21 protein-coding genes and 1 tRNA gene are annotated in these 23666 nt (G+C 64.2%); 8 read left to right on the top strand and 14 right to left on the bottom strand.

Features of this window, described 5'->3' with window-relative positions; genetic code table 11:
• Positions 1 to 8 precede the first annotated feature (8 nt).
• Positions 9 to 608, top strand: a complete 600-nt coding sequence (locus ACLL97_RS09385; RefSeq protein ID WP_411280213.1) for a CDP-alcohol phosphatidyltransferase family protein — start codon at positions 9 to 11, stop codon at positions 606 to 608.
• A 30-nt stretch (positions 609 to 638) separates the two neighbouring features.
• Here ACLL97_RS09385 and ACLL97_RS09380 read toward each other — a convergent pair whose 3' ends face one another.
• From ACLL97_RS09380 to ACLL97_RS09370, 3 genes are all read right to left on the bottom strand, one after another.
• Entirely contained in the window at positions 639 to 875 is a 237-nt protein-coding gene (locus tag ACLL97_RS09380) for a hypothetical protein (RefSeq protein WP_411280212.1), read from the bottom strand.
• 195 nt (positions 876 to 1070) lie between these two features.
• Positions 1071 to 2543 (bottom strand): M56 family metallopeptidase, encoded by a 1473-nt coding sequence (locus ACLL97_RS09375; protein ID WP_411280211.1) that lies wholly within the window; start codon positions 2541 to 2543, stop codon positions 1071 to 1073.
• Positions 2540 to 2914 carry a BlaI/MecI/CopY family transcriptional regulator gene (locus ACLL97_RS09370; RefSeq protein WP_411280210.1) on the bottom strand — a complete coding sequence of 125 codons (375 nt, stop codon included), beginning with the start codon at positions 2912 to 2914 and terminating at the stop codon, positions 2540 to 2542. Before ACLL97_RS09370 ends, ACLL97_RS09375 begins: the two co-directional genes overlap by 4 nt.
• Positions 2915 to 3227: 313 nt before the next feature.
• On the opposite strand from ACLL97_RS09370, the gene ACLL97_RS09365 reads away from it, so the two are divergent.
• Positions 3228 to 3578, top strand: coding sequence for a four helix bundle protein (locus ACLL97_RS09365; RefSeq protein ID WP_411280209.1), 351 nt, complete (start codon positions 3228 to 3230; stop codon positions 3576 to 3578).
• Positions 3579 to 3719: 141 nt separating this feature from the next.
• Here ACLL97_RS09365 and ACLL97_RS09360 read toward each other — a convergent pair whose 3' ends face one another.
• From ACLL97_RS09360 to ACLL97_RS09340, 5 genes are all read right to left on the bottom strand, one after another.
• Positions 3720 to 4595, bottom strand: a complete 876-nt coding sequence (locus ACLL97_RS09360) for a hydroxypyruvate isomerase family protein (protein ID WP_411280208.1) — start codon at positions 4593 to 4595, stop codon at positions 3720 to 3722.
• Positions 4595 to 6316, bottom strand: a complete 1722-nt coding sequence (locus ACLL97_RS09355; RefSeq protein ID WP_411280207.1) for a GMC oxidoreductase — start codon at positions 6314 to 6316, stop codon at positions 4595 to 4597. Before ACLL97_RS09355 ends, ACLL97_RS09360 begins: the two co-directional genes overlap by 1 nt.
• The gene (locus tag ACLL97_RS09350) at positions 6309 to 6869 is read right to left on the bottom strand and encodes a gluconate 2-dehydrogenase subunit 3 family protein (protein WP_411280206.1); all 561 of its coding nucleotides are present in this window, start codon (positions 6867 to 6869) and stop codon (positions 6309 to 6311) included. Before ACLL97_RS09350 ends, ACLL97_RS09355 begins: the two co-directional genes overlap by 8 nt.
• A 69-nt stretch (positions 6870 to 6938) precedes the next feature.
• On the bottom strand, positions 6939 to 7988 hold the full coding sequence (locus ACLL97_RS09345; protein WP_411280205.1) for a hypothetical protein: 1050 nt from the start codon (positions 7986 to 7988) through the stop codon (positions 6939 to 6941).
• Between the two features lie 115 nt (positions 7989 to 8103).
• Complete coding sequence (locus tag ACLL97_RS09340; protein WP_411280204.1) at positions 8104 to 9456, bottom strand: DUF4403 family protein; 1353 nt, start codon at positions 9454 to 9456, stop codon at positions 8104 to 8106.
• A gap of 170 nt (positions 9457 to 9626) precedes the next feature.
• Here ACLL97_RS09340 and fabG point away from each other — a divergent pair, with 170 nt between their 5' ends.
• On the top strand, positions 9627 to 10406 hold the full coding sequence (fabG, locus tag ACLL97_RS09335) for a 3-oxoacyl-ACP reductase FabG (protein WP_411280203.1): 780 nt from the start codon (positions 9627 to 9629) through the stop codon (positions 10404 to 10406).
• Between the two features lie 41 nt (positions 10407 to 10447).
• Here the strand turns inward: fabG and mtgA are convergent, their stop codons facing one another.
• The 3 genes from mtgA to ACLL97_RS09320 form a co-directional block, all read right to left on the bottom strand.
• The gene (mtgA, locus tag ACLL97_RS09330) at positions 10448 to 11206 is read right to left on the bottom strand and encodes a monofunctional biosynthetic peptidoglycan transglycosylase (protein WP_411280202.1); all 759 of its coding nucleotides are present in this window, start codon (positions 11204 to 11206) and stop codon (positions 10448 to 10450) included.
• Positions 11207 to 11210: 4 nt separating this feature from the next.
• Positions 11211 to 12197 (bottom strand): lysophospholipid acyltransferase family protein, encoded by a 987-nt coding sequence (locus ACLL97_RS09325; RefSeq protein WP_411280201.1) that lies wholly within the window; start codon positions 12195 to 12197, stop codon positions 11211 to 11213.
• 92 nt (positions 12198 to 12289) lie between these two features.
• Complete coding sequence (locus tag ACLL97_RS09320) at positions 12290 to 13318, bottom strand: OmpA family protein (protein ID WP_411280200.1); 1029 nt, start codon at positions 13316 to 13318, stop codon at positions 12290 to 12292.
• Positions 13319 to 13558: 240 nt separating this feature from the next.
• On the opposite strand from ACLL97_RS09320, the gene ACLL97_RS09315 reads away from it, so the two are divergent.
• The 4 genes from ACLL97_RS09315 to ACLL97_RS09300 are packed head-to-tail and all read left to right on the top strand — an operon-like array spanning position 13559 to position 17476.
• Positions 13559 to 14464, top strand: a complete 906-nt coding sequence (locus ACLL97_RS09315; RefSeq protein WP_411280199.1) for a cation diffusion facilitator family transporter — start codon at positions 13559 to 13561, stop codon at positions 14462 to 14464.
• On the top strand, positions 14461 to 14916 hold the full coding sequence (locus ACLL97_RS09310; RefSeq protein WP_411280198.1) for a pyridoxamine 5'-phosphate oxidase family protein: 456 nt from the start codon (positions 14461 to 14463) through the stop codon (positions 14914 to 14916). The genes ACLL97_RS09315 and ACLL97_RS09310 overlap by 4 nt, the downstream gene beginning before the upstream one ends.
• Complete coding sequence (locus ACLL97_RS09305) at positions 14916 to 15740, top strand: PPK2 family polyphosphate kinase (protein ID WP_411280197.1); 825 nt, start codon at positions 14916 to 14918, stop codon at positions 15738 to 15740. Before ACLL97_RS09310 ends, ACLL97_RS09305 begins: the two co-directional genes overlap by 1 nt.
• Positions 15737 to 17476, top strand: coding sequence for an ATP-binding protein (locus tag ACLL97_RS09300; protein WP_411280196.1), 1740 nt, complete (start codon positions 15737 to 15739; stop codon positions 17474 to 17476). The genes ACLL97_RS09305 and ACLL97_RS09300 overlap by 4 nt, the downstream gene beginning before the upstream one ends.
• Here ACLL97_RS09300 and ACLL97_RS09295 read toward each other — a convergent pair.
• Positions 17473 to 18291 (bottom strand): CsgG/HfaB family protein, encoded by an 819-nt coding sequence (locus tag ACLL97_RS09295; RefSeq protein ID WP_411280195.1) that lies wholly within the window; start codon positions 18289 to 18291, stop codon positions 17473 to 17475. The genes ACLL97_RS09300 and ACLL97_RS09295 overlap by 4 nt on opposite strands.
• A gap of 115 nt (positions 18292 to 18406) precedes the next feature.
• Positions 18407 to 20899 carry a DUF5916 domain-containing protein gene (locus tag ACLL97_RS09290; RefSeq protein WP_411280194.1) on the bottom strand — a complete coding sequence of 831 codons (2493 nt, stop codon included), beginning with the start codon at positions 20897 to 20899 and terminating at the stop codon, positions 18407 to 18409.
• A gap of 321 nt (positions 20900 to 21220) precedes the next feature.
• Here ACLL97_RS09290 and ACLL97_RS09285 point away from each other — a divergent pair.
• A tRNA-Pro gene (locus ACLL97_RS09285) sits at positions 21221 to 21294 on the top strand.
• Between the two features lie 669 nt (positions 21295 to 21963).
• On the opposite strand, the gene ACLL97_RS09280 is transcribed toward ACLL97_RS09285, so the two are convergent.
• A complete protein-coding gene (locus ACLL97_RS09280; RefSeq protein WP_411280193.1) occupies positions 21964 to 23523 on the bottom strand; it encodes a carboxypeptidase regulatory-like domain-containing protein in 1560 nt (519 codons plus the stop codon).
• Positions 23524 to 23666 lie beyond the last annotated feature (143 nt).

Raw genomic sequence — 23666 nt, 5'->3', positions numbered from 1 at the left:
TTCGTCGCATGATCGACGATCCGTTTCGGCAATGGCTCTCGCGTCACTGGGGTGCCCCAGCGATTGCGCTGCATCGTGCGGGAATCACAGCCAACCAGGTCACGGTCGTGGCGGCGGTGCTCGGTGTCACCGCGTCCGCGTTGGTGGCCGTGCATCTCACAGGGTCCGGTATCGCGCTCTGGCTCGTGAGTCGATTGCTGGACGGTTACGACGGCATGCTCGCTCGGTTAGCGGGCAACGGCTCGCTGTTCGGGGGCTATCTGGATATCACGTTCGATATGCTGGCCTACTCGGCAATGGCGATCGCGTTCGCCGTGGCGATGCCCGCCGATGTCGTGCTCTGGATGGTGGTGCTGCTCGGCTACGTGCTCGCGATCACCACAACGCTGGCGCTGTCATCACTGGCCGAAAAGACGCACCGACAGCTCAGTAGCGATCGGTCTATTCAGTTCACGCGCGCGCTGGCTGAGGGCGGCGAAACCACGTTGGTGTATGTGCTGATCGCGCTCGCCCCATCGGTCAGCCGATATGTCCTGGTGGTATGGATTGCACTGCTCGCCATCACGGTGATTCAACGTACCGCGCTCGCACGACGTCTGCTCTCGTAGCGCGGCCGCATGCGCTACCGGAGCGAGTAATCACGGCGCGCCGTCGGCCTGCTCGCGGAAGTCATTGTTTTCATGTCCGGCCGACCGGCCGATATTGGTCGAGACCGGGCGCGCGAACGGCGTACCGGTGGCGTCCTGCGAAGGCTGGTGCGGTGTGTTGGAACGGGACTGCGGCCGGCGATCGAATCGCATGAACATCGGGTGCTCCTGATACGACGAAGGCCCCTCCGTGGGAGGGGCCTTGGCAATGCTGACCAGGTCGCCCATCCCGTGAGTACGCGGGAGGGGCGGCAGGTGCGTCACATGGCAGCGACGACGTGGCCTTTCTCCCTGGTGCGTACGACTACACCCGACGTAACACGGATCGTTACGTCGGAGGGAATAAGGCTAATAAGTCGCGAAACTTCCGTGCGGTGCGCGGTCATGTTTTTCAGTATCGGCACATCGTGCGAAATCCGCAAGCTATTTCTTCTTGGTGGTCACCTTGATGACACCATTGGCGCCGGCTTCTCCGTACACCGCCGTCGCGGCGTCGCCTTTCATGACCTCAATTGACTCGATTGAGTCCGGGTTGAGTGAGTTCAGCGTCGAGGATTCCGCCTTCTGGCCGTCGATGAGCAGAAGGCCGTCGAACGGCTTCTTCGCCGATCCCGCGAGGGTGACCACTGTCGCGGGGGCACCGTTCAATCGAGCTGTTGGCGTCGCGCCCTTGGTGCTGATACGGATCTCCTGCGCCTTTCCACCTCGGACGTTCACCGTGGCGATGTTTTCGGCTGCGAGCGCCTTCGCTTCGGCGCGCGTGACCCGCTTGTTGTCAACGAAATAGACGACGTTGGCGGTGTCGATCTTGGTGACCTGCGCAACTCGGGCTTCCACGCCCTTGACGTCCATGTGCTGCAACTCGGCCGCCGTGGGAAGCTGTGATTCGCAGGCGGCGAGGAGCGCGACGGCGGCCAGCAGACTGCTGCCGAGGCGACGGGAGCGAATGAAGCGCGATGGGCGTGAGGTCATGGTGATCAGTCTCCGTTCAAGGTGCGATGCGTGGTATGAAAACGCGGGGCTGGTGAGTGCGAGCGGGGTGCGGGCGATGCCGCCATGCAGAGATTGCGGCACGTGCGATGACAATTCGATGAGGAGCTGGCCGTATTGCCGCGGCGAGGCGCCGGTACCGAGCACGCGACGATCGCAATCGAGCTCGATGGCCAGACGCAGTCGGGCAAGCGTGAACCAGGCGATCGGATTCCACGGCATGAGCACGATGGCGCCGCAGGCGGCCAGCAGGAGCAATGGGTCACGGGCCGTGATGTGCGACTGCTCGTGCGCGACGACGAGCTGCTGTTCGTGGGGCGTACGTTCGAGCAACCACGCCGGGACCACAATGCGTGGATCACGCACGCCGATCACCGCCGGGCCAAGGGCGTCGGTGACACTTACCGTGGTTCTGTTGATGACTTGCTGCGTCGCGCGTCGCAGCGCGGCGCGATGACGGCGATAGCTCACGCCGAACGCCAGCAGCACGAGCGCGGATGAGAGTGGCCACAGCAGCGTGATCGCGTGCTGGGCGAGTCTCGGTGCCCGATCGAGCGGTCCACCGATGGTTGCTGTGCTCCAGGACACTGGGGCGGAGACGGCGCGGCTCACGCTCAATGCGATCGATCCGATCATGGATTGCAAGTCGAGCGTCGGTGCGGGGCTGACGTTCGATGTCGGCCTGCCGAGTGCGACCACGTCGGTCGCAACGGGAGCGGAGGATGGCGCGGTGCGCAACGGCGCCACGAGCACCAGCAGCAGTGACGCGAACAGCGCACCGGCCCAGATCGTTCGCACCGGCAGCGCGCGACCGGCGAGCCGCTGCAGCAGCAACGCGGCCGCGGCGAGGAGCGCACTCACCACCATCGCCTGCGTCATCCAGCCGATCATCAGCGACGGCGTCATGCGTCGTCCTCCAAGCGCTCGTTGAGGAGTGCGCGCATGCGTTCCAGCTCGTCGCGGCTCAGCTGTTTATCAGAGACAAGCTGCGTGAACATACGCTCAGCCGACCCTTGGAAGATTGCGTCTTTTATACGGGTCAGCGCACTCCGCCCGGCCCGATCGGCGGCCACGGCCGGGAAGTAGCGATAGGCGCGGCCCTCGGGCTCGTGGCGCACGTAGCCTTTGTCGGCGAGGGTCTGCAGGGCCGAGAGCACGGAGGTATAGGCTAGGTCGTCGTCCAACGCGTCGCGGACATCGGCCACGGTGGCGGAGCCGAGGCGCCAAAGGACGCTCATGACGGCGAGTTCGCGGGGGGGGAAATGGATATCGGTCATGGCGGCTGGCGGCGGCTCCGGGTTAGTCAGTACTGGTTGTATAGTAGTATGTGATGGAGAGGGTGGGTTGTCAACTGGTTTCTCCGTAGATGGGGTTCTGGGTGCTGGGTGCTGGGTTCTGGGCCTGGGCCTTCGGCTCTTTGGGCTTTGGGCTTTGGGCTCTCGGCTCCCGAGGCTTGGGGCGACTGGGCTATCAGCGCTCGGCCGTGGGCCGTGGGCCGTGGGTCGTGGGGGGGAACAGAGGGAGTAGGGCAGGCACTGCTTGCGTCATTCTGGTGACGGGGAATTCTTGAACAACGCTACACTCGCGAGCATGCAAGACTTCACGAAACTCCGCGTATGGCATGAAGCGCATGCATTTGCCGTCGCAATCGATCGCGCCTTGGCCACCGCGGTGAAAGGGCGAGCGGATCTCACCAATCAACTCCGACGGGCGGCAGAGTCGATCCCCGCCAACATTGCCGAAGGGGCGGGGCAAGTCACCGACCCCCAATTCGCACGATTCCTCGCGGTCGCACTCGGCTCCACCACCGAATCAACAAATCATTTGATGCTCGCGCGGGACACACGCGTCCTCGCGAGCGCCACCGCTGCCGACCTCCTCGCCCACGCCGGCCGCATTCGTGGCATGCTCATCAACCTCCTCAAACGCGTCAACACCTGACATCGGTCCACTCTCCCTCACCCACGGCCCACGGCCCACGTCCCACGGCCGAGAGCACATAGCCCAATGCCCCGAGCCTCGGGAGCCGAGAGCCCACAGCCCAAAGAACCCCGAGCCCCCCAGAGCCCCCAGAGCCCCCCCCTAAACCGTACAAACCTCCACTGCCTCCCGTAACGACTTCATCCCCTCCCTCCTGGGCAGAAACTCATGGGCCACGACCCCGCGGTATCCCGAGCCCGCAATAAACTCCGCGATCCCGCGATAATTGAGCTCTTGGCCGCCATCGATCTCATTCCTCCCCGGCACTCCCGCCGTATGAAAATGCGCGATCCACGACAGATTCGCCTTGATCGTCGTGATCACGTCGCCTTCCATGACTTGCATGTGATAGATGTCGTACAGCAAGCGAAAGCTCGGTGAGTTCACCCCTTTCGCTACCTCGACCGCCCACGCGGTATGATCGGCGTGATAGTCCTTATGATCCACTTTGCTGTTCAGCATTTCCATGCACAGCACCACGCCGTGCTTTTCGGCCGTCGGCATCAGTCGCTTGAGACCCGTGATGCAGTTCGCGATCCCTTCACCGTCCGACATGCCGCCCCGATTCCCGCTGAAGACCACGATCTTCTGGACTCCGGCCGTCGCGGCGTTGGGAATCATCGCTTCCCCATCGGCCACCAACTTCTCGTGCTGATTCAGGCGATTGAAGCCCATCGGAATCGTGCCGAAGCTGTTGCCCATCGTGCACTGTAACCCGTACTGCTTCGGTATCTCCCACTCGGTATCGCCCAGTAAGTCGACGCCCATCAGTCCCATGCGCTTCGCCGATGCACAGAGGTCGTTGATCGGCGTGCGCGCAAAGCACCAGCGCGCGACGGACTGATCGAGCCGACCCACACGCACCGCGCGGGAGGTCGTGGCACCGAGCGGTGCGGCAGACGCGGTGACGGCGACCGCGCCGAGTGCGAGGAGCGCCTCGCGACGTGATACGCCGGTGTGTTCAGTGCGCTGCGGCATCACAGGTTTCTCCGCTTGAGTTCACCAACCGCGTGCGCCACCGCGCGCGCGGTGAGCGCCATGTAGGTGATCGACGGGTTCTGGCAGGCGCTGCTCGACATCGCGGCGCCGTCGGTGATGAACAGGTTGGGAACGTCCCACGCCTGATTCCAGCCATTGAGCACTCCATCCTTGGCCGTGGTCGACATGCGCGCACCTCCCATCTCGTGGATGCAGTGGCCCGGCGGATGCATCGTGCGATTCGGACGAACGTTGATGGCGCCGGCAGCTTCGAGAATCTCGACGGCGCTGGCCGAGACGTCCTTGTTCATCGCGATCTCGTTGTCGCGCCAACGCACGTCGATGCGCGCCGCTGGAATGCCCCACTTGTCCTTCGTCGTGCCATCGAGCGTGATGCGATTATCGGCGTGCGGCAGGGTCTCGCCCCAGCCACCGATGTTGATACCCCAGGGTCCCAGGTCGTCGATCAACGACTGCTTGAACGCTGCGCCGTAGCCAGCCATACCACTGCCCCGTCCCCAGCCGGATCGACTCGAGCCACCCTGCATACCGTAGCCACGCAGGAAATCAGGGCTCGTCGTGTTCACATTCCGGAAGCGCGCCACGTAGATGCCGTTCGGTCGACGGCCGATCGTCCGCTTGTCGAGATAGCCGGGCATCGTGCCACCAGCGCCGGACCCGTAGTGATGGTCCATCACGTAGCGCCCCAGCGTGCCGCTGGAGTTAGCCAGACCCTCGGGCCAGCGCGTGCTGCTCGAGTTCAGTAACAGTCGCACCGACTCGATGGTGGAGGCGCAGAGAAATACGACCTTGGCCTCGTACACCGTTTCCTGCTGCGTACGGGCGTCGATCACGCGCACGCCGCGCGCCCGTGATCGTTTCGCATCGTACAGCACTTCGGCCACGACGCTGTGCGGACGCAGCGTTAGGCGTCCCGTTTTCTGCGCGGCGGGCAGTGTGCTGCCAATGCTGTTGAAGTATGAGTGCGTAACGCAGCCGCGTTCGCAGGGGCCACAGTAGTGGCACGCTGCGCGGCCCTGGTGATTCTGCGTGAGAATCGCGGCTCGGCCGATCGTCATCACGCGCTCGCCGTTGAACGCCTTCAAAATACGTTCGCGGGCGACCTGCTCCACAACGGTCATTTGCATGGCCGGCAGGAACTCGCCGTCGGGCAAGTGCGCCAGTCCCTCCTTCGCGCCGGTCACGCCGATAAAGCGCTCCACGTGCGAATACCACGGCGCGATGTCGTTGTAGCGGATCGGCCAGTCGGTGCCGTGCCCGTCCTTCGCGTTCGCTTCGAAGTCGAGGTCGCTCCACCGATAAACCTGACGGCCCCACATGATCGACCGTCCCCCAACCTGTCGCCCGCGAAACCACTTGAACGGCGCATCGGCGGGCGAGACGTACGGGTTGTCGTTGTCGTTCACGAAGAACTTGCGTCCGGTTTCGTCGCAGGCGTAGCACTGGCGCTGTACCGGTTGCTCCCTCTCCAGCGCGTTGCGATCGCCCCAGCCACGGTACTTCATCTCGTACGGCTGAATGTGCTCTACGAAATCCTTGCCACCGAAGTCCACCGGCCCCCCCGCTTCAAGCACGAGGGTGGCGAGGCCGCGCTCGGTAAGTTCCTTGGCAGCCCAGCCGCCACTGATACCGGAACCGACCACGATAGCATCGTACACACGACGCTGCGGTTGTGCGTCCGTGTAAAGATCGTCACTCATCGCGGCCTCCGCTGCGGGCGGGCATGTCCGCGGCACCATCGAAGCGACCCGGCATGATGTCGGTTTTCAGCACGTCGCGCTGCACGCGCTCGCTCGTGAAGTAGCCGTGAATCACGAGCCCCTTCACCCGTGAATAGCCGCGGGCGGCAGGCGTGTTGCGGTCGTACGGCGAGTCGAGCGCATTCATCACGAGCGTGAGCGTTTCGCCGGTGACCGTTGATAGCGGTTGTCCGGCAATCGCGCGTGCTTGCGCGTCGATGGCGTCGAGGCCGGTGGTCAAGGCGCGACGGTCAACGTCGGTGTAGTAGTCGGCCGCGATCACATCGATCCAGGCTAGCACGCCGACGTCGGTTGCACTCGGCGTATCGGTGCGCGGAATGATGGCGTCGGCGAGCGCGGCGACGGTGGCACGCTGGGCGGCCGTCAGTACCGCTGGCACGCGCTGGTCACGCTCGGGCGTCACGGCTTTTGTCCACGCCGCGCGCGCTTCACTGGGAAGGAGTGTGAGGGCGGCCGCGGCGGCGGCGACCGTCAGCAGTTCACGTCGTTGCATACACGCCTGCATTGGCAGTCGAGGAGGGGAACGTCCTCCCCGACTGCGGTCCGGCGGTCGCGGGAGGTGCTACTGCACCTGGATGTACAGCGGCGCGGGCCAGAGGCGCAAGATCGCTTCGCGCGTGGTGGGAGGCTTGTCGTTCTTCGCCTTGCTGAACTGCTTCCATCCGGTGAACTGGACGGGCTCCCGTTTGATGTCGCGATAGTAGGTGTCGCGCTTGAGCCAAGGGGCGCCGAATCCGTCCATGTGCATCACGACCTGCACCTTCGGATCGAGCTTGATATTTCTCGCATGAGTCACGCCCTTCGGCGTGAAGCGGTGCACCACCAGGATCTTGGGCGGCAGCTTGTGCTTGTCCACCAGGTTGGCCAGGAACTTGATCGCGTAATTGATATCGGCGGCGTCGTAGGTCCCGATGCGACGACCGGGAACGGCGCCACTCGACTTCATGGAGAACTCAGGGTCGATGCCCAAATGCACGTCGGGACGCAGAAGGAATTTTTCGATCCACGGAAGCTCCTGCTGCAACGTGCTCTGACCGACCTGCAAATCGACGAAGAGCAGGGCGTTCTTCGATTTCGCCCAGCCGTACACCTTCTCGATCAAGGCACTGTCCATGCGCGTGCGATACTTGCCACTTGGCCCCGGGTCCGGGTTGGCGACCATGGCAATCAGGTGTAGCGCAGGTTGCACGGGATGCGTCGGATCGAGCCGTGACCATTCGGCGGCGTCACGCTCGAGCTTGGCGAGCATCTCGCTCGTCTCGTACTCACCGAGAATACCCATGCGTTTCGACAGCGGGTTGCCGTAGTACGCCAAGACGCGCTTGGCGGGAAAAATCGACCCCGGCAGTGGGGCGGCTGTCTTGACGGGCCACAGCGAGTCGAGATCGCTACCGGTGCCCTTGAAGGCGAGGTGCCGGTCGCCCGACTGCGGGCCGAGCGCACCTTGTGGCTTAGCAACCTTCGGCTTCGCCGCCGCAGTCGCCGCCGGTTTCGTGACCGGTTTCGTCGACGACGTTGCCGTCGACTGTGCGCGCATCGCCACCGGCGCCAGCATGGTGCCGGCGGCGACGGTCGCGCCCAGGAGGAGCGATAACGATTGACGGGAGAGCATGAATGGAGAGTGGGTCGGCACGGAGGAGTGATGATAGGGCACGGGCGGCACCGGAGAGGGCCGTACGGGCAGTGTAACGGCGTATTCGAAGCCAACCAAGGGGACGGTGCGGCACTCAGCGCAGCGCGCTGCCCTTGCGCTTCACGGTGATGGCGCGGTCGACATCGAGGGCGAGCGTGCCGGCCGCTTCGGCCCGTACGACGAGCCATCGTGGATGCACGAGGACGTCGAGCAACTTGCCGGTGCGCACGGTTCCGGACAGCTCCACGCCACTCGTGAGGTCGCGATTCAGAGCGCCTTCAACTTTGGCGCGCGTTTCCTCGAGAATGGTGTCGAGCGGAAAGCGAGCCTGCTTGCGCAGTTGCGCAACCATGTCGCCTTTCCGCAGCCAGGCGAGCCCTTGCACCAGCGCATTGCTGGTCGACACGTCGAAGTCCAGATCGGGCACGATCAGCGCGCGCGTGGTTTGATCGAGTCGCGGAGTACCGACGAGATACGCGGTGCCATTGATGTCTCCACTCACGCGAGCGGCCAGCACCACGCGTCCGTCGTCGAGCGGTGAAACCGCAATCGAATCAAGCCGCACCGCGCGGCCGAAGCGACGAAACTTTCGACCGGCGAGCTCACGCGACAACGTCGATGACAGCACATCGTACGGCAACAATCCCTCGATGCGGATGCGGGCACTGTCCCCGACTTCTTTCAATGCCGGCGAGAGTGGTGGCAGCGGTGATTTCGGATCGACGGGCTGCGGACCGGCGGTCAGTCTCGGATGCGCATACAAGCGGATGGTGGCCACCAGTGCGCTGTCTTGCAGCGAGAACTGGCCAAGCCGCAGCTGTTCCGGCGATAGCTCAAGCCACAGGCTGTCGCGCACGCGGATGGGACGCTGCAACATACCGTACCACTTCTCCACCCGCGTGCGCACGTCGAACCCGGCGATCTTGCGGTCGAGCGCGGGCAGCTTCGATGCCAACAACGGGCGGACGGCGCGAATCACTTGATCGGTCACGTCGATCTTGAGAAACGTCACGAGGCATGCGTCGCGCACATCCGTGGACGCCGCGCGCAGCGACGTGACACGAGAGCGAGACTCCAGGATCCACGCCGGATTGAGTCCGATGTCGGTGGTGAGCACCACGTTGAGCCGCGGCGGCGAGTCGTCGGTGCCACACGACGCGCTGAGCGTCGGCCCGATCAGCGGCTTATACCAGCCGCGCCCGGTGTAGGACACCGTCGTGGTTAGTGTGAGCCGCTCACCGTCGAACTTGACCATAAACGGCGTTCGCGAGGCGGCGAACGCCACTTGCTGCCGCTTGTTCGACGGAATCTGCAGGCGCTTGTCGAGACTGCCGAAGCGTCGTGGCACGGCTTGCTCAAGCGCGGTGAGCGCGGGCTCCAGCGCATAGCTGATCGGCGCGTCGACGGTCGATACCGGCATGGATGGCAACTCAGGAATGTTGCGCATCCCAGGGCGCGAGGTGGGGGCGGAAGGCGTGAGCGACTCGCTGCGACAAGCGCTGAGGGCGCAGGTCGCGAGCAGGGCACCTCCCAACAAGAGCTCAGTATGCTTCATAATTCAAAAGTACTAACGTCATCGCACTTGCACGGCTGAGCCCGCGCGATAATTTGGCGCGCATGCATATCGATCTGACACATCGCGTCGCGGTTGTGACCGGCGGCGCCAACGGCATCGGCCGCGCCACGGCGCGCCGTCTCGCCGAAAGCGGCGCTCACGTGGCCATTTGGGATCGAGTGCCGGAGATCGGTGAAGCCACTGCGGTCGCGCTCGCCTCAGAGGGACTCGATGTGCACTTCATCGAGACCGACGTAACACGGCGCGCCAGCGTGGACGCTGCGGTGGCGCTCACCATCACGCGCTTCGGCGGCATCGACATTCTCATCAACAACGCCGGCATCACGCGCGATTCGCAACTGGTGAAGATCAAGGACGGGTCCGTAACGGGGGGGATGACCGACGACGAATTCGATGCCGTCGTGGCGGTGAATCTGAAAGGTGTCTACACATGTACGCAGGCCGTGGTCCCCGAGCTGCTGAAACGCGGTGGCGGACGGATCGTGAACGCGTCGTCCGTGGTCGCCCTGCATGGCAATTTCGGTCAGACGAACTACGTCGCGACAAAGGCCGGGGTGATTGGGATGACGCAAGTGTGGGCGCGTGAACTCGGCAAGCGGAACATCACCGTCAACGCGATCGCGCCGGGCTTCATTGCCACCGAGATGACCGCCCGGATGCCGGCATCGGCGCTCGAGGCCATGCAAACGCACACGCCTGCTGGTCGCCTCGGATCACCCGAAGACGTGGCAAACGCCTACTGCTTTCTCTCGTCCGACTTTGCCGCATTTATCAACGGGGCTGTGCTCACCGTTGACGGCGGATTGGTGATCGGCACGTAGCGATGATCGCGCGTGCACGAATCCGCCGTCCGGTGACGTGCTTAGCGAGACCGCCGGTTCTTCGCGGGCGTGGGCGGTTCGGTCTTTGGTGCCGCGTACTGCATACGGAACAGAATGGTCGCCGCGCGTCGGGTCGCGATCGATCCCCTGGGTGACCATCGACGAGGCGAGGGCAGGATCGCGGCTAATCGTGCCGCCTCGTCCCGCGTCAGATTGGCTGCACTTTTGCTGAAATGCAGCCGTGCGGCTGCTTCGGCGCCGAACGCGTTGGGTCCCCATTCGGCCAGATTGAGATACAGGTCGAGGATCCGCTCCTTCGACAGCAGGAGCTCGAGGAGCAGGGCGATGTAGGCCTCGACCCCCTTCCGTACGAACGAACGCCCGTTCCAGAGGAACAGATTCTTGGCCACCTGCTGCGTGAGCGTGGACGCACCACGCAGCTTGCCGCCGCGCCGTCTCCGCTCGAGGGCGTTGTTGAGCTCCACCGTATCGATGCCGAAGTGGAGATAGAACCGATCATCTTCCGACGCGAGCACGGCACGCCGGAGATACGGCGACAGGTCGCGGCGCGACACCGGGGTGTGCGCCGGCCAGATCGGCCGCTCGCCGTTCGCGGTGCGCGCAACCACGCGCTGCAGCATCACGGAGGTGATCGGCGGCTGCACGACAGCGAATAGCAGGATGAACGGCACGGGCAGCGCCATCAGGATCAATACGATCAACGCCAGACGCCGCACGATTGCACGCCAGCCCGTAACACGCTTCACGGTGCGCTTCGTCTTCTTCTTCGCCGCGCTCACCTGTTTACGGCTCGAGGAGATGCGGCGGTGTATCGGGCGGCTGACGGCGCCAGCGCCGATGCTGCCAGAAATACTGCTCAGGATACTCGCGTATGAGACGCTCGAGGATCTGCGTGTAGCGCAGCACGATGGCATCGATGTCGACGTCACGATCACCCGTGCGCTCGACGTCCACCGGCTCGATGAGGATCGCGTAGCGGCCGCTGGGCTGACGCACGACCGCCACGAAGACGGTGGGAACGTCGAAGCGGAGCGCGAACACGGCGGGCCCGCGCGGGGTCTTGGCGGGGCGGCCGAAGAAAGGCACGAAGGTGCTGGCCAGTCCCAGCGCATCGTGATCACTCACGAAGGCGATCGCGCGGTTCTCCCGCAGTGATCGCGGCGTGCGCCGCACGGCGTCCTTGTCGTGAATCACTTCCATGCCAATCTCGCGGCGCGTCCGCGTGACATAGGCGTCGAAGATCGGATTGGCCATCCCGCGGGCCACGACGTCGATGGGGATGCCACGGGCAGCGAAATACGCGCCACCAAACTCCCAGTTCCCAAGGTGGCCGGTCACGATCAACAGCCCTTTGCCCTTGGCCCGTGCCGCCTCGACGAGCTCCCAGCCCTCGACGCGCTCCACGCGATCAAGCACCCGTTGCCGCGAGGTTCCGGGGAGCACCGCCGTCTCGATCGACGTGCGACCAAGGCTGTCATAGGAGCGGCGGGAAACTTGGACCACGCGCTCGCGCGAATACTCCGGAAACGCCGCCGCGATCTGACGTTCCACCACCCCCGCCCGAATGCCGATCGGACTGTAGACGAACCGGCCGATCAGACCTCCTACCCAGCTCGCACCGCGCCAGCCGAGGAGCCGGAGCCCGAACACGGCGACGCGCGTGCCGGCATACTCCAGCCGGTGCGACATGGTCGCGGGCTTGACGACTGGCTTGGCGATCGGGGGCGGTGCCGGCGGCGCTGCCGGCGGCGTGGGGGCGGGGCTGTCCATTCGTCACACAATCTAACGGGCCGATAGTCGAACGCCGCGTCGATCCGAAGATCGACGCGGCGTTCGCAGTACTGCAAAACCAAGGACGGGACTTAGTTGGTCAGCATCACCAGCACGCGGCGGTTCGTCGCACGGCCGTTGTCGGTCGTGTTCGGAGCAACCGGGTCCGTCTCACCCTGCGTACGCGCCATGACACGCGATTCCGCTACGCCCTTCGAGACGAGGTAGGCCTTCGCCTGATCGGCGCGCGCCTGTCCGAGCGTTTCGTTGTAGCGTTCCGAGCCGATTGCGTCGGTGTTACCCGTCACGGTGATCGTGCGCGAAGAGTTTGTCGGATCGACCAGCGACGCCGCGATGACGTCGAGGATCGTCTTGGCTTCGGCCGTGATGTCGCTCTTGTTGAACGAGAAGTTGATCGCGCCGATGACAATCGGACGCGGCGACGGGCCAACGAGACGCACGGTGTCGATACGGTTCACATACACCGTGTCCCGCATCGAGATGCGCAACGTATCCGTCACGATGCGCGGCTTCGGGTCGCGGGTGAAGAACGACAGGCTCAAACCAGCCTGAGCGCCGAGGTTGAGCGCGGCGGCACGAGCCACCGGTCTGGCGTTGTCGTCGGCCGGCAACACGTACGTGCCGGTGCCTTCGAAACGCGCCGAGAGGCGATCGTTGATGATGTACCGCAGGCCAAGCAGACCCTGGGGGCCACCGCCACGCGGCGCCACGGTACGCACACGCCCATACGAATCATAGGCATAGCCGGCACCAGCCAGCAGCTTGACGCGGTCCGAAAGCGGGTGGTTGTAGGTCAGCCGGTACGCCCACAGAGCATGCGACACTTTGTTGAGCGTGTCGCGTCCAACCTGACCGGTCAGCGGCAGGTTCACGTCGACGTCGGCATAGCTGAGCTCCATTTCAAGGAGCCAGTTCTTGAACGCATAGATACCGGCGCGACCACCGAGGCCGAGCCCCGTGTCGAGCTTCAGTGTGTCGGCGAACTTGGTGACACGGCCGAACGCGCCGATTTCGATGGCGCCTTGACGCTGCGCGAAGGCGGACGCCGGAAGCGCGACGCTGAGCGTCGCACCGATGATGAACTTGTGCAGGGTACGCATATCCCTCCCGAATAGGTGAGCGTTTGATGAGTACGGTCACCACCTTCCGCCAAAATGGGGACGAAAGGAGCTAAAACTGTAACCGCTACCACCGACCAGTAACTTACGCCGTCAGAGACTCCCGGCAACAGTGACTACATCACACAAATGATGCCACGAGCGTCACCGGGACGACTTCTCTGGGATAGACGACCGAGAATGGGCATCCATCACAGTTTCTCCACACTTTCTATTTTATAGATGAGCTCGGATCCCGACGCCCGTCCCGCCACCCCCCAGTCCCAGCGCCTCGCGCAGCTTGGTCTCGTGATCAATGCGGGGTTGGCGGTGATCAAATTGCTGGCCGGGCTTCTTGGAAACTCGTACGCCCTGGTCGCCGACGCGGTAGAGAGTTCGACCGACATGGTCGGTTCGCTGGTGGTCTGGAGCGGACTCCGGATCGCCAGTCGGGACCCGGACGAGCGGTACCCGTTCGGCTACGGCCGCGCCGAGGCGCTGGCGGCGGCCACCGTGTCGGCGATCATGCTCGGCGCCGCTACCGGTATTGCCATCGAGGCGATCGCGGAGATCCGCACACCGCATCACGCCCCGGCGTGGTGGACGCTGCTGGTGCTGGCACTGGTCATCGTCGTCAAGGAGCTCCTCGCCAAGCGCGTGATGGCGGTCAGCCACGCCTCGGGGAGCGTCGCGGTCGCGGCCGATGCGTGGCATCATCACGCCGACGCGATCAGCTCAGGGGCGGCGTTTATCGGTATCTCGATGGCGCTCATCGGTGGCCCGGGCTGGGAGCCGGCCGATGACTGGGCCGCGCTCGTGGCGGCCGGCGTCATTCTGATCAATGGTGGTCTGCTCCTGCGCACCGCGCTTCGCGATCTCATGGATCGTGCACCGGAGCCGGCGATCCTGGCCACGGTGTCCGACGCGGCGCTCTCCACCCGGGGCGTGCGGGCGATCGAAAAGCTGAAAATTCGGAAATCCGGCACCGCATTCTACGTGGACATTCACGTGCAGGCCGACCCTGCGCTTTCGCTCCATGACGCGCACATTCTGTCCGGTATGGTAAAAACCGCGATCCGGCAGCGGGTGCCGGCGGCGATGGGAGTGCTCATTCACATGGAGCCGTACGAGCCGGCGGAGGAATCATGACCAATCAGCCTGACTTTCACGTCCTCGATCGGGCGGAATGCGAAGCGCTGCTCACGTCGCAGCAGGTCGGACGCTTGGCCTTCAGTTTTCGCGATCGCGTCGATATCGAACCGATCCACTATGTCTACGCCAACGGCCACATCTACGGTCGAACGCAGTACGGCACCAAGGTGAACGTGCTGGCGCATCATCCGTGGGTCGCCTTCGAGGTCGATGCAATTACGGCCCTGTTCGAGTGGCGCAGTGTGGTCGTGCACGGGCGGATCGAGTTCCCCGATCCCGAGGGCGCGCCCCACGACGTTGAACGGTTCGCGCAAGCGGTGGAGATGTTTCGCACGCTCGTGCCTACCGCGTTCGGCGCCGACGACCCCACCCCCGCCCGTGAACTCGCGTTCTTCATCGCGGTCCAGGAAATGACGGGCCGTGCTGCGACCATGGGAGGAAACGACTGATGTCCAACGGACTCTCCTCGTTGCAGCTCACACCGGTTGATCTGAGTCAGAAGATCAAACTGGGAAGCAAGTCGGCCAGCATTGAAGACTCGGTCGACAAGACGGCGCTGGAGGCGGCTACGAACACGCTGCTCACGCGCCTCTCTGAGCTGCAGGAAGCGTTCTACGCCGACGGACGGCACGCGCTGTTGCTCGTACTGCAGGGGCGCGATGCCTCGGGCAAAGACGGCGTCATCAAGACGGTGTACGGTGCCTTCAATCCCATCGGGGTACACGTTGCCGCCTTCGGTCCGCCCACGCCGCTCGAACTGCGCCACGACTTTCTCTGGCGTGTGCATCAGGTCGTACCGCCGCGCGGTATGGTCGGGGTGTTCAATCGATCGCACTACGAAGACGTACTTGCGGTGCGCGTGAGAGAACTGGCGCCGGAATCGGTGTGGCGTGCTCGCTTCGAGCATATCAACACGTTCGAACGTATGCTGGCCGACAGTGGCGTGATCATTCGCAAGTGCATGCTGCACGTCTCGTCGGAAGAGCAACACGAACGCTTGACGGCACGACTCGACGATCCGACGAAAAACTGGAAGTTCCGTCTCGAGGATCTGAAGGACCGCGACCGCTGGGATGCGTACACGGACGCGTATCGGGAGATGCTGGAACGCTGCAGTACACCATGGGCGCCGTGGTATGTCGTACCGTCTGACAACAAAGCGGTGCGCAATCATCTCATCGCGCGCATGCTCGTGGAAACGCTCGAGTCCACGAACTCGGTATTCCCGCCAATGGACGACGCCGTACGGACCGCCGCTGAAGGATTCGCGTGAGCCCCAGTACCTATAGTGGTGCAGGGGCGTTCGTCGCCATGCTGCTCCTGCTCGGGGTTGTCGCATTCCGATGGCGCGTACGTCTGATTCGCTTGAATGGCCTGCTCCGCGACAGTACGCGTCGGCTTGGCGAGAGCGAACGGGCGTGCCGGATGATCTTCGATCGCGCGATCGATGCGCAGCTGCTCGTCAATGACGGTCGCGTGACTGCCGGCAACGCGATGGCCGCCGCGCTGTTCGGCGTGTCGACGCCTGCGCAGTTGCAGAATTGTCCGCTCGACCAGTTCGTGTCGCTGCCGCTCCCGTTGTCGCCCGGCACCGGCATGTCCACGCCACCACCATCCGAGTTCATGGTGCAGCGCGGCGATACGGAGGTCCCTGTACAGTGCACGGTCACCACCGTCCCGAATGGTGGTGGACTGCTGACACATCTCGTGATCCGCGATCTCAGCATGATGCGTCAGGCGGAGGCGGAGAAGGCGTGGTTCGAGGCGCAGATCCGCGAGGCGCAGAAGCTGGAATCACTCGGGGCGCTCGCCGGCGGCGTGGCCCACGACTTCAACAACCTGCTCGGTGTCATTCGCGGCAACGCGGAACTCGCGAAGAGTGCACTCCGCAAGGGTCGCAGCAATGAAGAGAATCTCGGCGCGATTCTCGATGCCAGCGATCGCGCGCGTGATGTGGTTCGTCAGATTCTCACCTTCAGTCGACGCTCAACGCCCACGCGCGAGTACGTGAACGTGTCGCGTCTGGTGCTCGACCTGCAGCCGCTGTTGCGGCGCATGATTCCGCGAACGGTGACGCTGGTGATCGAAGGCGCTGAGCCGTCGCACTTGATGATGGGAGATCCGACGCAGTTGCAACAGCTGTTGCTCAACCTGGTGTCGAACGCGGAGTACTCGATGCGATCGAAAACCGATGGTGTGCTCACGATTGCGCTGTCGTCGCGACACGTACCCGAGTCATCGCCGGAGCCGAACGGCGCTGTCGTGGTGCTACAGGTCCGCGACACGGGCGACGGAATGTCCGCCGACGTGCGCCACCGAATCTTCGAACCTTTCTTCACGACCAAGCCCACCGGTGAAGGCACGGGCCTCGGCATGGCCGTGCTGCATGGCATCGTGGTTTCGCACCACGGGCGTGCCGACGTCATGAGTGAAATCGGACAGGGCACCACCTTCGAGCTGCGCTTCCCCCGCGCCGTGATCGAGGGGTTGTGGGACGAAGAGCTCGACGAGGCGGAGAGGAAAACGGCGTTCGGAGTGGAGGACGAGCTGTCGGCGGCCGAGCTGTCGGCGGCGGCGTACGGCAGTGCCATCGACGCCGACGAGAACGATGTGCTCGAGCAGAGTCCATATGCCGGCGCGTGTCTGGTCGTGGTGGACGACGAGCCGGGCGTGTCCCGGGTGGTGGAGCGCGCCTTGCAGCACTACGGGCAGGTCGTGCATGTATTCGCGCAGCCGGAGGCGGCGCTGGCCTTCATTCAACGCCAGCCGTCAGCGGTGGATCTGTTGATTACCGATCAGACGATGCCCGGTATGACCGGCGATATGTTGGCCGAGGCCGTGCATATGCTGCGTCCCGATTTGCCGGTATTGATTCTCACGGGATTCAGTCACCGGCTCACGCCGGAGCGGATCGCCGCCGCACGCGCGCACGCGGTCCTCCTCAAGCCGGTCGCACTCGACGATCTACGGAAGTCGGTGGACGAGGCACTGGCGAGCGTACACAGCTAGTTCGTGGGTGGCCACTTCCGCTTGATCAGCTTGTTGATGCCGTTATTGATGCCGTTCTTCGCTTTCTCCTTCGAACTCTGCGTCGCCCGCTTCTTGATCTCATCGGCGGTGATCTTCACAAAGGTGCTGTTCGGATACTTGGCCACGACCGGCGCGATTTTAAGCATCGCGCCGCCGTAGTCGCCGGCGTCCGCCATGCTCATGGCGTTCGACAGCTTCACGACGGCATCCAAATCGTCGACCCGGTTGGCTTCCTGTCGCGCATCAAGTCTCGCTTCGTCGTCCGGCGTGAGCGCGATGTCGAGGTCCCTTATGAGCTGCCGCGCCAACTTCTTCTGCAACTCGAAAAACTTCTCTTCCTTGCCCGTCACGTTGGCGGTTTTCACGATGGCGCCAGTTTCCACGCGGATGATACGCGTGTCGATACGCATCTGCGGATTTACCGCGGCGATGGAGCCGATCACGATGTACTGGGCACCGGACAGCCGCCCGACCTTGACGGCCGTGGTCGAGTCGAAGTAGCGCGAGCGCTGCTGGTCGATCTCCTTCGTGACATCGGCCAGGCGCTCGCGCTCCAGCAGTTGGATGTCGTTCACCGCGGCCAGATCGGTGGTCATCATCGCGGCCATTCCCTTGCCGAGATGGTCGTAGTCCGACTTGCCGGTATTGTTGTCGAACGTGAGCACGGCGACCGTCTTCCGCGCGCTCGCCAAGGATCTCGGCACTGATGACGCAATCGATGTCGTCGGGCCCGGCGCGAGTGACAGCGGAGCTAGGCCGAAGGCCAACAGCAGGACGCGCAGGGCAGTAGGCATACGTGAAAGGTGCGGTGCGTGGTCCAGTTGTCAATTCATGAATCGTGCTTCGGCGCCGATCGTTCGTGACGCGCGCACCCCGGGACCGGCCTCAACGGAGGCTCCAGCGCGCCGTTCAGCCCCGTCCGCCGAAGCGGACGGGGAGCCAATAGCTGACTTTGACGGCGAGGAAATTGTCACCGCTGGCGCGGGTCGTGCGGAACAGATCGCTCGCTCTCGAAGGATCGCCGAAGGCCTCGGCCGTCCGACGGTTTTGTTGCCAGACGAGAAAGAACGTGCTGCCAGGTGTCCATTCCCACCGCATCACCATGTTCGAACGGAATGACAGAATGTTGAAGTCGCGATTCCCGATCGTGAACGTCGACGCGCCATCGGTGATCGTGAGCGCGCCAACAGAATCGGTGGCGATCGTTGTGCCGTCGGTGCCGTATTCCCGCAGCAGCCGACTGCGTGGGGCCGCCAGTTCACCGATGCGCGAGTAGCGACCACTGGCCACGAAGGGCTCGGCGTAGGCCTCGACCGACAGGTTGGGCGAGAAGGCGTAATTGGCGCGGAGCTTCGTGGAGATCGTGGTGCGATTGATGAACGCGAAGACGTAGCGGTTGCCATACGTGCGGGTGCCACCTGCCACGCGAGTGACATATTGTCTCGGTTCAGTGCCCGACTGGAAAATAGGCTCCGCGGATACCGAGACGCGTGGCGAAGGTCGCAGCGTGATCTGGCCCGACATGTTGCGGCGCCACGCGCCGAGCTCGTCGACAGCGTATCCGCCATTCATACGCCAACCGGTGCGCGCCCCGAAGGGATTGTTGATGCGGAACTCTTGACGGAACTCGCGGGGAAGTCCCATGTACGGCCCGCCGCGCGTGACGGCGTCGTCCACTGTGGCCAGCGCGATCGTGGAGCGCAGGTTGAGATTCCAAAAGTTTCTCAGCGTTGCACTGCTGTTCTGCGACCACGTGTTCAGCTGGTGCGTTCGCTCGAAGTTCCACGCACCGCGCGTTTCGAAACCGAGTCGCCAGTTCTGGAACAGGCGCCCTGGTGTGGTCTCGCGGATCTGGAGATCGGCGTTGTACTCGATGTCGTCGGTCGATTGCAGTCGACCGAGATCGTTCAGTTCGAACCCCGGTGACTCGACCTTGACCTCGGCTCCCCACAGAATGTGCTGTCCCGCATCCTTGTCAGCACGGAGTTGGGCCGAGTAGCCCGACAGCGACGTCTTGAGCGGATCGAACAGGAGGTTTCGGCGGTCCGGGCGTTGGAAGAGGCGCGAATTCGCCGTCTGCAGCCGACGAATGGACGCCGTGTCGCCCGCTACATGCGTACCCGCAACAAATCCGCTGATGGCGTACTTGCCCTGTTGAAAGCGAATGCGCCAGTCGGTTCCGCCGAAGTAGCTCTCGCGCGCGAGAAGTCCCGCCAGCGTTGGTTGACCGCCCACGCTCCGTTGCACGGTGCTGAACGACGCGCCGACGGTGGAAGCTTGCCTGCCAATTTCCTGCTGGAGCCGTAGCACGCCGAAGGCCGATCGCGGCTCGACGGGCACGCTGCTGGTGACACCGGAATCTGATCGGAACACCCGCGCGTGCTCGGCCGCCGTGACGGCGGTGACGGCACCGATGGAGAGGCGGCTCGGCAAGCGACCGGTGAGCTTGGCGGCGCCGAGGATGGTGCTGCTTCGTGGCGTGTCGACGAAATCGCCGGTGGCCGAACCGCGTGGTGGCGCGCCGATGCGGCGAGGATAGAAGTACTGGGCTCCGTTTCCGCGGACCATTTCACTGCCTTCCGTGAAGAACGGTCGACGTTCATCAAAAAAGGTTTCGAAGGCGCTCAGGTTTACCTCCGCGGGGTCGGCTTCGACTTGTCCAAAGTCCGGATTCACCGTCGCGTCGAGTGTCAAACTGGAGCCGAGTGCCGCCTTGGCGTCCATCCCCATGCGACCCGCGAGCGGACGGTTCAAGGGATTGCCGGCCGTCGCCGAGCCGCGTCGCGTGGCATCGCCGGCCACATACGGCAGAAACTCCACAGGGCGCGTTGGCGAGACGCCGTCGAGACCTTCCAAGGTGCCGAATCGCGAGACGTACCCGGTCTCGCGAGGCGACACCATCGCCCACTGAATGTCTTCATTCTTGTCGGGCATCCATCGATCGATCTGCATGCCCCATCGCTGCCGGTCTGCCTTCGGAAACCTGAGCTGAGAGAACGGGATGCGCATTTCCGCGGTCCATCCACTGGAGTCTTCGCGAGTGGCAGCCGTCCACACCGGGTCGTACTGACTCTCTCGGCCACGCATGTCGTCGTCTTGCGTGTGGCGAAAATCCGATCGGACGCCGGCCACGGAGACACCGAAGCCGACCGCCGTGCGACGGTCCATCTGCGGGTCGAACGTAATGGTGAACCGTTCGGTATTGCCGAACCCGTCGCGCCGGGTGACCGCACGGGCCAGCTCCTTGGGGTTGCGACGTCGCATACGGGCGGCGACGTAAAGCGCTTCGGCGTCGTACGCGATGAAGACTTCCGTGGCTTCGGTAGGCGATTGGCCTTCATTGGGCTGGCGCTGCAAAAAGTCGTCGATCGGCGGAATCCGAGACCATGCGTCGTCGTCCAAGCGACCGTCAACGCGCGGGGCACGCGATACACGGACCGCGCGGGCGACCTTGGGGGATGGCTGCGCTTCGAGCCCATTGGATGGCGGGCCGCACAGAGATGCGACGACAAGCGCGAGCGAACCAGCGACGCGGACAGGACAAACGAAACGAGCCAGACAGATCACGCAGTACTCAGTAGGGGCGGTCGGGAAGACGGTCATCCGTTTTACGCGGGCGGGGGCTCGCGCGTTCGAGAACGCGGAAACCGGCGGTCAACCACTGGTTTGGCGCCGAGGAGCGCGTTACGTTCTTCAGTCTGTTCGCGGGTTTGGATTCCGCGACGGGATGTGGCGCAGCCCGGTAGCGCACCTGAATGGGGTTCAGGGGGTCGCAGGTTCGAATCCTGTCATCCCGATGGTGTACAGCGAGTAACGACAACGATTTGTATAACCACCCAGCCTCGCCGCGTTCACCGCTGGCGAGGCTGGGGTACGTTTGGGGGACGATCTTGCGCGTCCCCGCATCATTGTCAGGTCATCGAGGCCCATTCTTGCCGCCATCGCGGCGCGTTCCTGTATGAGGCCGCATTCGCCTTGCCGACTCGTTGAGCGCCAGGCGTGCCGCCGCCTTGGCGAGTCCTCTCAACGCCCGTTTACGTGACGTCCGCTATCGACCGACTCCTGCTGGGATCTCGCGCCGGTGTGCTGGGCGCCAACGGAATCGGAGCGACAACACCAAAAAGCATTTGGCTTGTTCACCAAGGCCAGTGCCAATGGGCTACGCGCGGCGGGGGTTGGGCCCCGCTGTGGTAGCGACGCCTAAAGTCGAGGGGCCAAACACGACGTGCGCCGGAGGACAGTTCCGGGCACGGGACGCTGCGGCCGTTCGAGGAAATGGGTCATGCCGGCCATGAGCTGGGAGTTACACGCGACGCGCGGCAGACGACCGGCGTTGCTGGATACCGTCGGTTTGGGCCAGCACTGCTACTCGCCCACCGTAGCACGGCCCGTTGCCCGAAACCCTCGAACGTCGAGGCCACGGCACGACCGAGACATTGCACACCGCGCTCCCGCGTCCAGAAGGTTCAGCGGCCCCGGTTGCGCGTCTTCGTCGGGTCAAGCACGGGGATATTATCGAAAAACTGCCGTGTCCACACGACGACCGCGCCACACTCGGAGAAGAATTCGGCCGGGACAGTCACGCCCCGCACGTACACCTCGATAGCGGCCACATCGTCGGCGAAGATCACTTCGTCGAGGGTCAGATCGCCTGCTTCGAATCTGAAACCGTCGAGGAACAGCGGCGGGGTGCACTCTCTTCCCCCGGCACTCCGCATATACACGACGTTGCCGTAGCCCGCACGAGAGCCAAGACGGACGCCGGGAATTGCCCGCAGGGAGCCGGTGATTCCAAAGGACGAGCGACTGCGTACGGTTTCACGATCAAGGACGACCCCTCGACGCGCACGCCAGCGTCGCTCGAGGCGCTCGAGCTCGGGGGGAAGGTTGCGGCCGGCGACGACCCGCACCGTGTCGAGGCGCACGGTTGTCTTCTGCACGACGAACGCGACGTCCAATGGTTCGTTCGGCGTCAGAACCACCGGCCGGCGCTGTGGCTCGAAGCCGAGCGCCCGCACTTCCAGGGTCTGGGTGCCGGCCGCCGCATCGTTGATCCGAAAGACCCCACTGCTATCGCTGAGCCTCGCGCTACCACTGCCCAGAATGCGGGCGACCGCGCTGGCGAATGGCCGGCCGTCCGGCGTGCGAACAGTTCCACGCACGGCGCCGCGTCCGTACCGCAACGACACTTCGGCTGGCTTCGATGCAATTGCCGGCGCGATCTGTAGCAGTGGGTCCGCGGACAGGCCTCCGGCGCCCGCCGCAGTAGCGGCGCTGTCCAGATCAATCATGAAGTCGAAGACGAGATACTCGCTCGGCGGGACCGCAAGCTCCACCCGCCCGGTCGTGTCGCGGCCGCTGTAGGCGATCGCGTTGACGGTCGTAGCCTGTGGGACGCCACACAGGACAAAGCGGCCGCTGGAGTCGGTGCGGGCCACGCGCGACACGTCCTCACGCCCGGAGCGCTTCTTCGCGAACACCCACTCTGGCCATGTGGTCCGCACGGTCGCCCCGGCCACTGGACGTCGCGCGCTGGCGTCGCGAACGATGCCCACGACCACCGCAGTGCTATCCGCGGTGGGCGGCCCGCAGAGGGCACGCGCCAGCGTCGCCGCACTCGGCAGGGCCAGCGTCAGGGCGATCTCGCCAGCCTCCACCACCTCCACACGTGCCACCGGCGCCTCGATGCGCAGCACGTCGAGGCGCGGATGCAGGAAGGAGACGAGCCACGTACCGGCACGCAGCGTGGGTACGGTGAAAGCGCCGGCGGCATCGGAGCGCGCATACACCCCCTCGGCGGCACTGTCGCTGCGGAACACGCGCACCAGGGCATCGGCTAGCGGCGCTTGCGCCACACTGTCGTACACGACGCCACGCAGGCGGGCCACAACCGCCGTGTCAGCCGGAGGCGCGACCTGCGCGGCTCCACGACTCGGTGCGACCGGAACGAGCACGGCACCGCACGTGAGAACCCCCGCCAATACAATCGCCGCACGTTGCATTCCCGATCCTTTGCCAGCGTTCACGGTGATGGAGAATTCGTTCGGGTCCTCGCGAGGGAGAATGCGGCGTGGCCCTTGACAGCGCTAGGGTGGGTATTGTGAGCTCGACGCTGACGCTGACGCTGACGCTGACGCTGACGCTGACGCTGACGCTGACGCATGTCGCG

It is taken from the genome of Gemmatimonas sp., assembly GCF_046594945.1.
Classification (GTDB): domain Bacteria; phylum Gemmatimonadota; class Gemmatimonadetes; order Gemmatimonadales; family Gemmatimonadaceae; genus Gemmatimonas.
Note: the sequence above shows the minus strand (reverse complement) of the source record. Positions and strands in the feature narration are given on the sequence as shown.

Coding starts and splice junctions, on each gene's coding strand:
- ACLL97_RS09345 (WP_411280205.1), bottom strand. CDS start 7,988: ATGCTCTCCCGTCAATCGTTATCGCTCCTCCTGGGCGCGACCGTCGCC.
- ACLL97_RS09305 (WP_411280197.1), top strand. CDS start 14,916: ATGTCCAACGGACTCTCCTCGTTGCAGCTCACACCGGTTGATCTGAGT.
- ACLL97_RS09315 (WP_411280199.1), top strand. CDS start 13,559: ATGAGCTCGGATCCCGACGCCCGTCCCGCCACCCCCCAGTCCCAGCGC.
- ACLL97_RS09350 (WP_411280206.1), bottom strand. CDS start 6,869: ATGCAACGACGTGAACTGCTGACGGTCGCCGCCGCCGCGGCCGCCCTC.
- ACLL97_RS09385 (WP_411280213.1), top strand. CDS start 9: ATGATCGACGATCCGTTTCGGCAATGGCTCTCGCGTCACTGGGGTGCC.
- ACLL97_RS09310 (WP_411280198.1), top strand. CDS start 14,461: ATGACCAATCAGCCTGACTTTCACGTCCTCGATCGGGCGGAATGCGAA.
- ACLL97_RS09325 (WP_411280201.1), bottom strand. CDS start 12,197: ATGGACAGCCCCGCCCCCACGCCGCCGGCAGCGCCGCCGGCACCGCCC.
- ACLL97_RS09340 (WP_411280204.1), bottom strand. CDS start 9,456: ATGCGCAACATTCCTGAGTTGCCATCCATGCCGGTATCGACCGTCGAC.
- ACLL97_RS09365 (WP_411280209.1), top strand. CDS start 3,228: ATGCAAGACTTCACGAAACTCCGCGTATGGCATGAAGCGCATGCATTT.
- ACLL97_RS09380 (WP_411280212.1), bottom strand. CDS start 875: ATGGGCGACCTGGTCAGCATTGCCAAGGCCCCTCCCACGGAGGGGCCT.
- fabG (WP_411280203.1), top strand. CDS start 9,627: ATGCATATCGATCTGACACATCGCGTCGCGGTTGTGACCGGCGGCGCC.
- ACLL97_RS09320 (WP_411280200.1), bottom strand. CDS start 13,318: ATGCGTACCCTGCACAAGTTCATCATCGGTGCGACGCTCAGCGTCGCG.
- ACLL97_RS09370 (WP_411280210.1), bottom strand. CDS start 2,914: ATGACCGATATCCATTTCCCCCCCCGCGAACTCGCCGTCATGAGCGTC.
- ACLL97_RS09375 (WP_411280211.1), bottom strand. CDS start 2,543: ATGACGCCGTCGCTGATGATCGGCTGGATGACGCAGGCGATGGTGGTG.
- ACLL97_RS09360 (WP_411280208.1), bottom strand. CDS start 4,595: ATGCCGCAGCGCACTGAACACACCGGCGTATCACGTCGCGAGGCGCTC.
- ACLL97_RS09295 (WP_411280195.1), bottom strand. CDS start 18,291: ATGCCTACTGCCCTGCGCGTCCTGCTGTTGGCCTTCGGCCTAGCTCCG.
- ACLL97_RS09355 (WP_411280207.1), bottom strand. CDS start 6,316: ATGAGTGACGATCTTTACACGGACGCACAACCGCAGCGTCGTGTGTAC.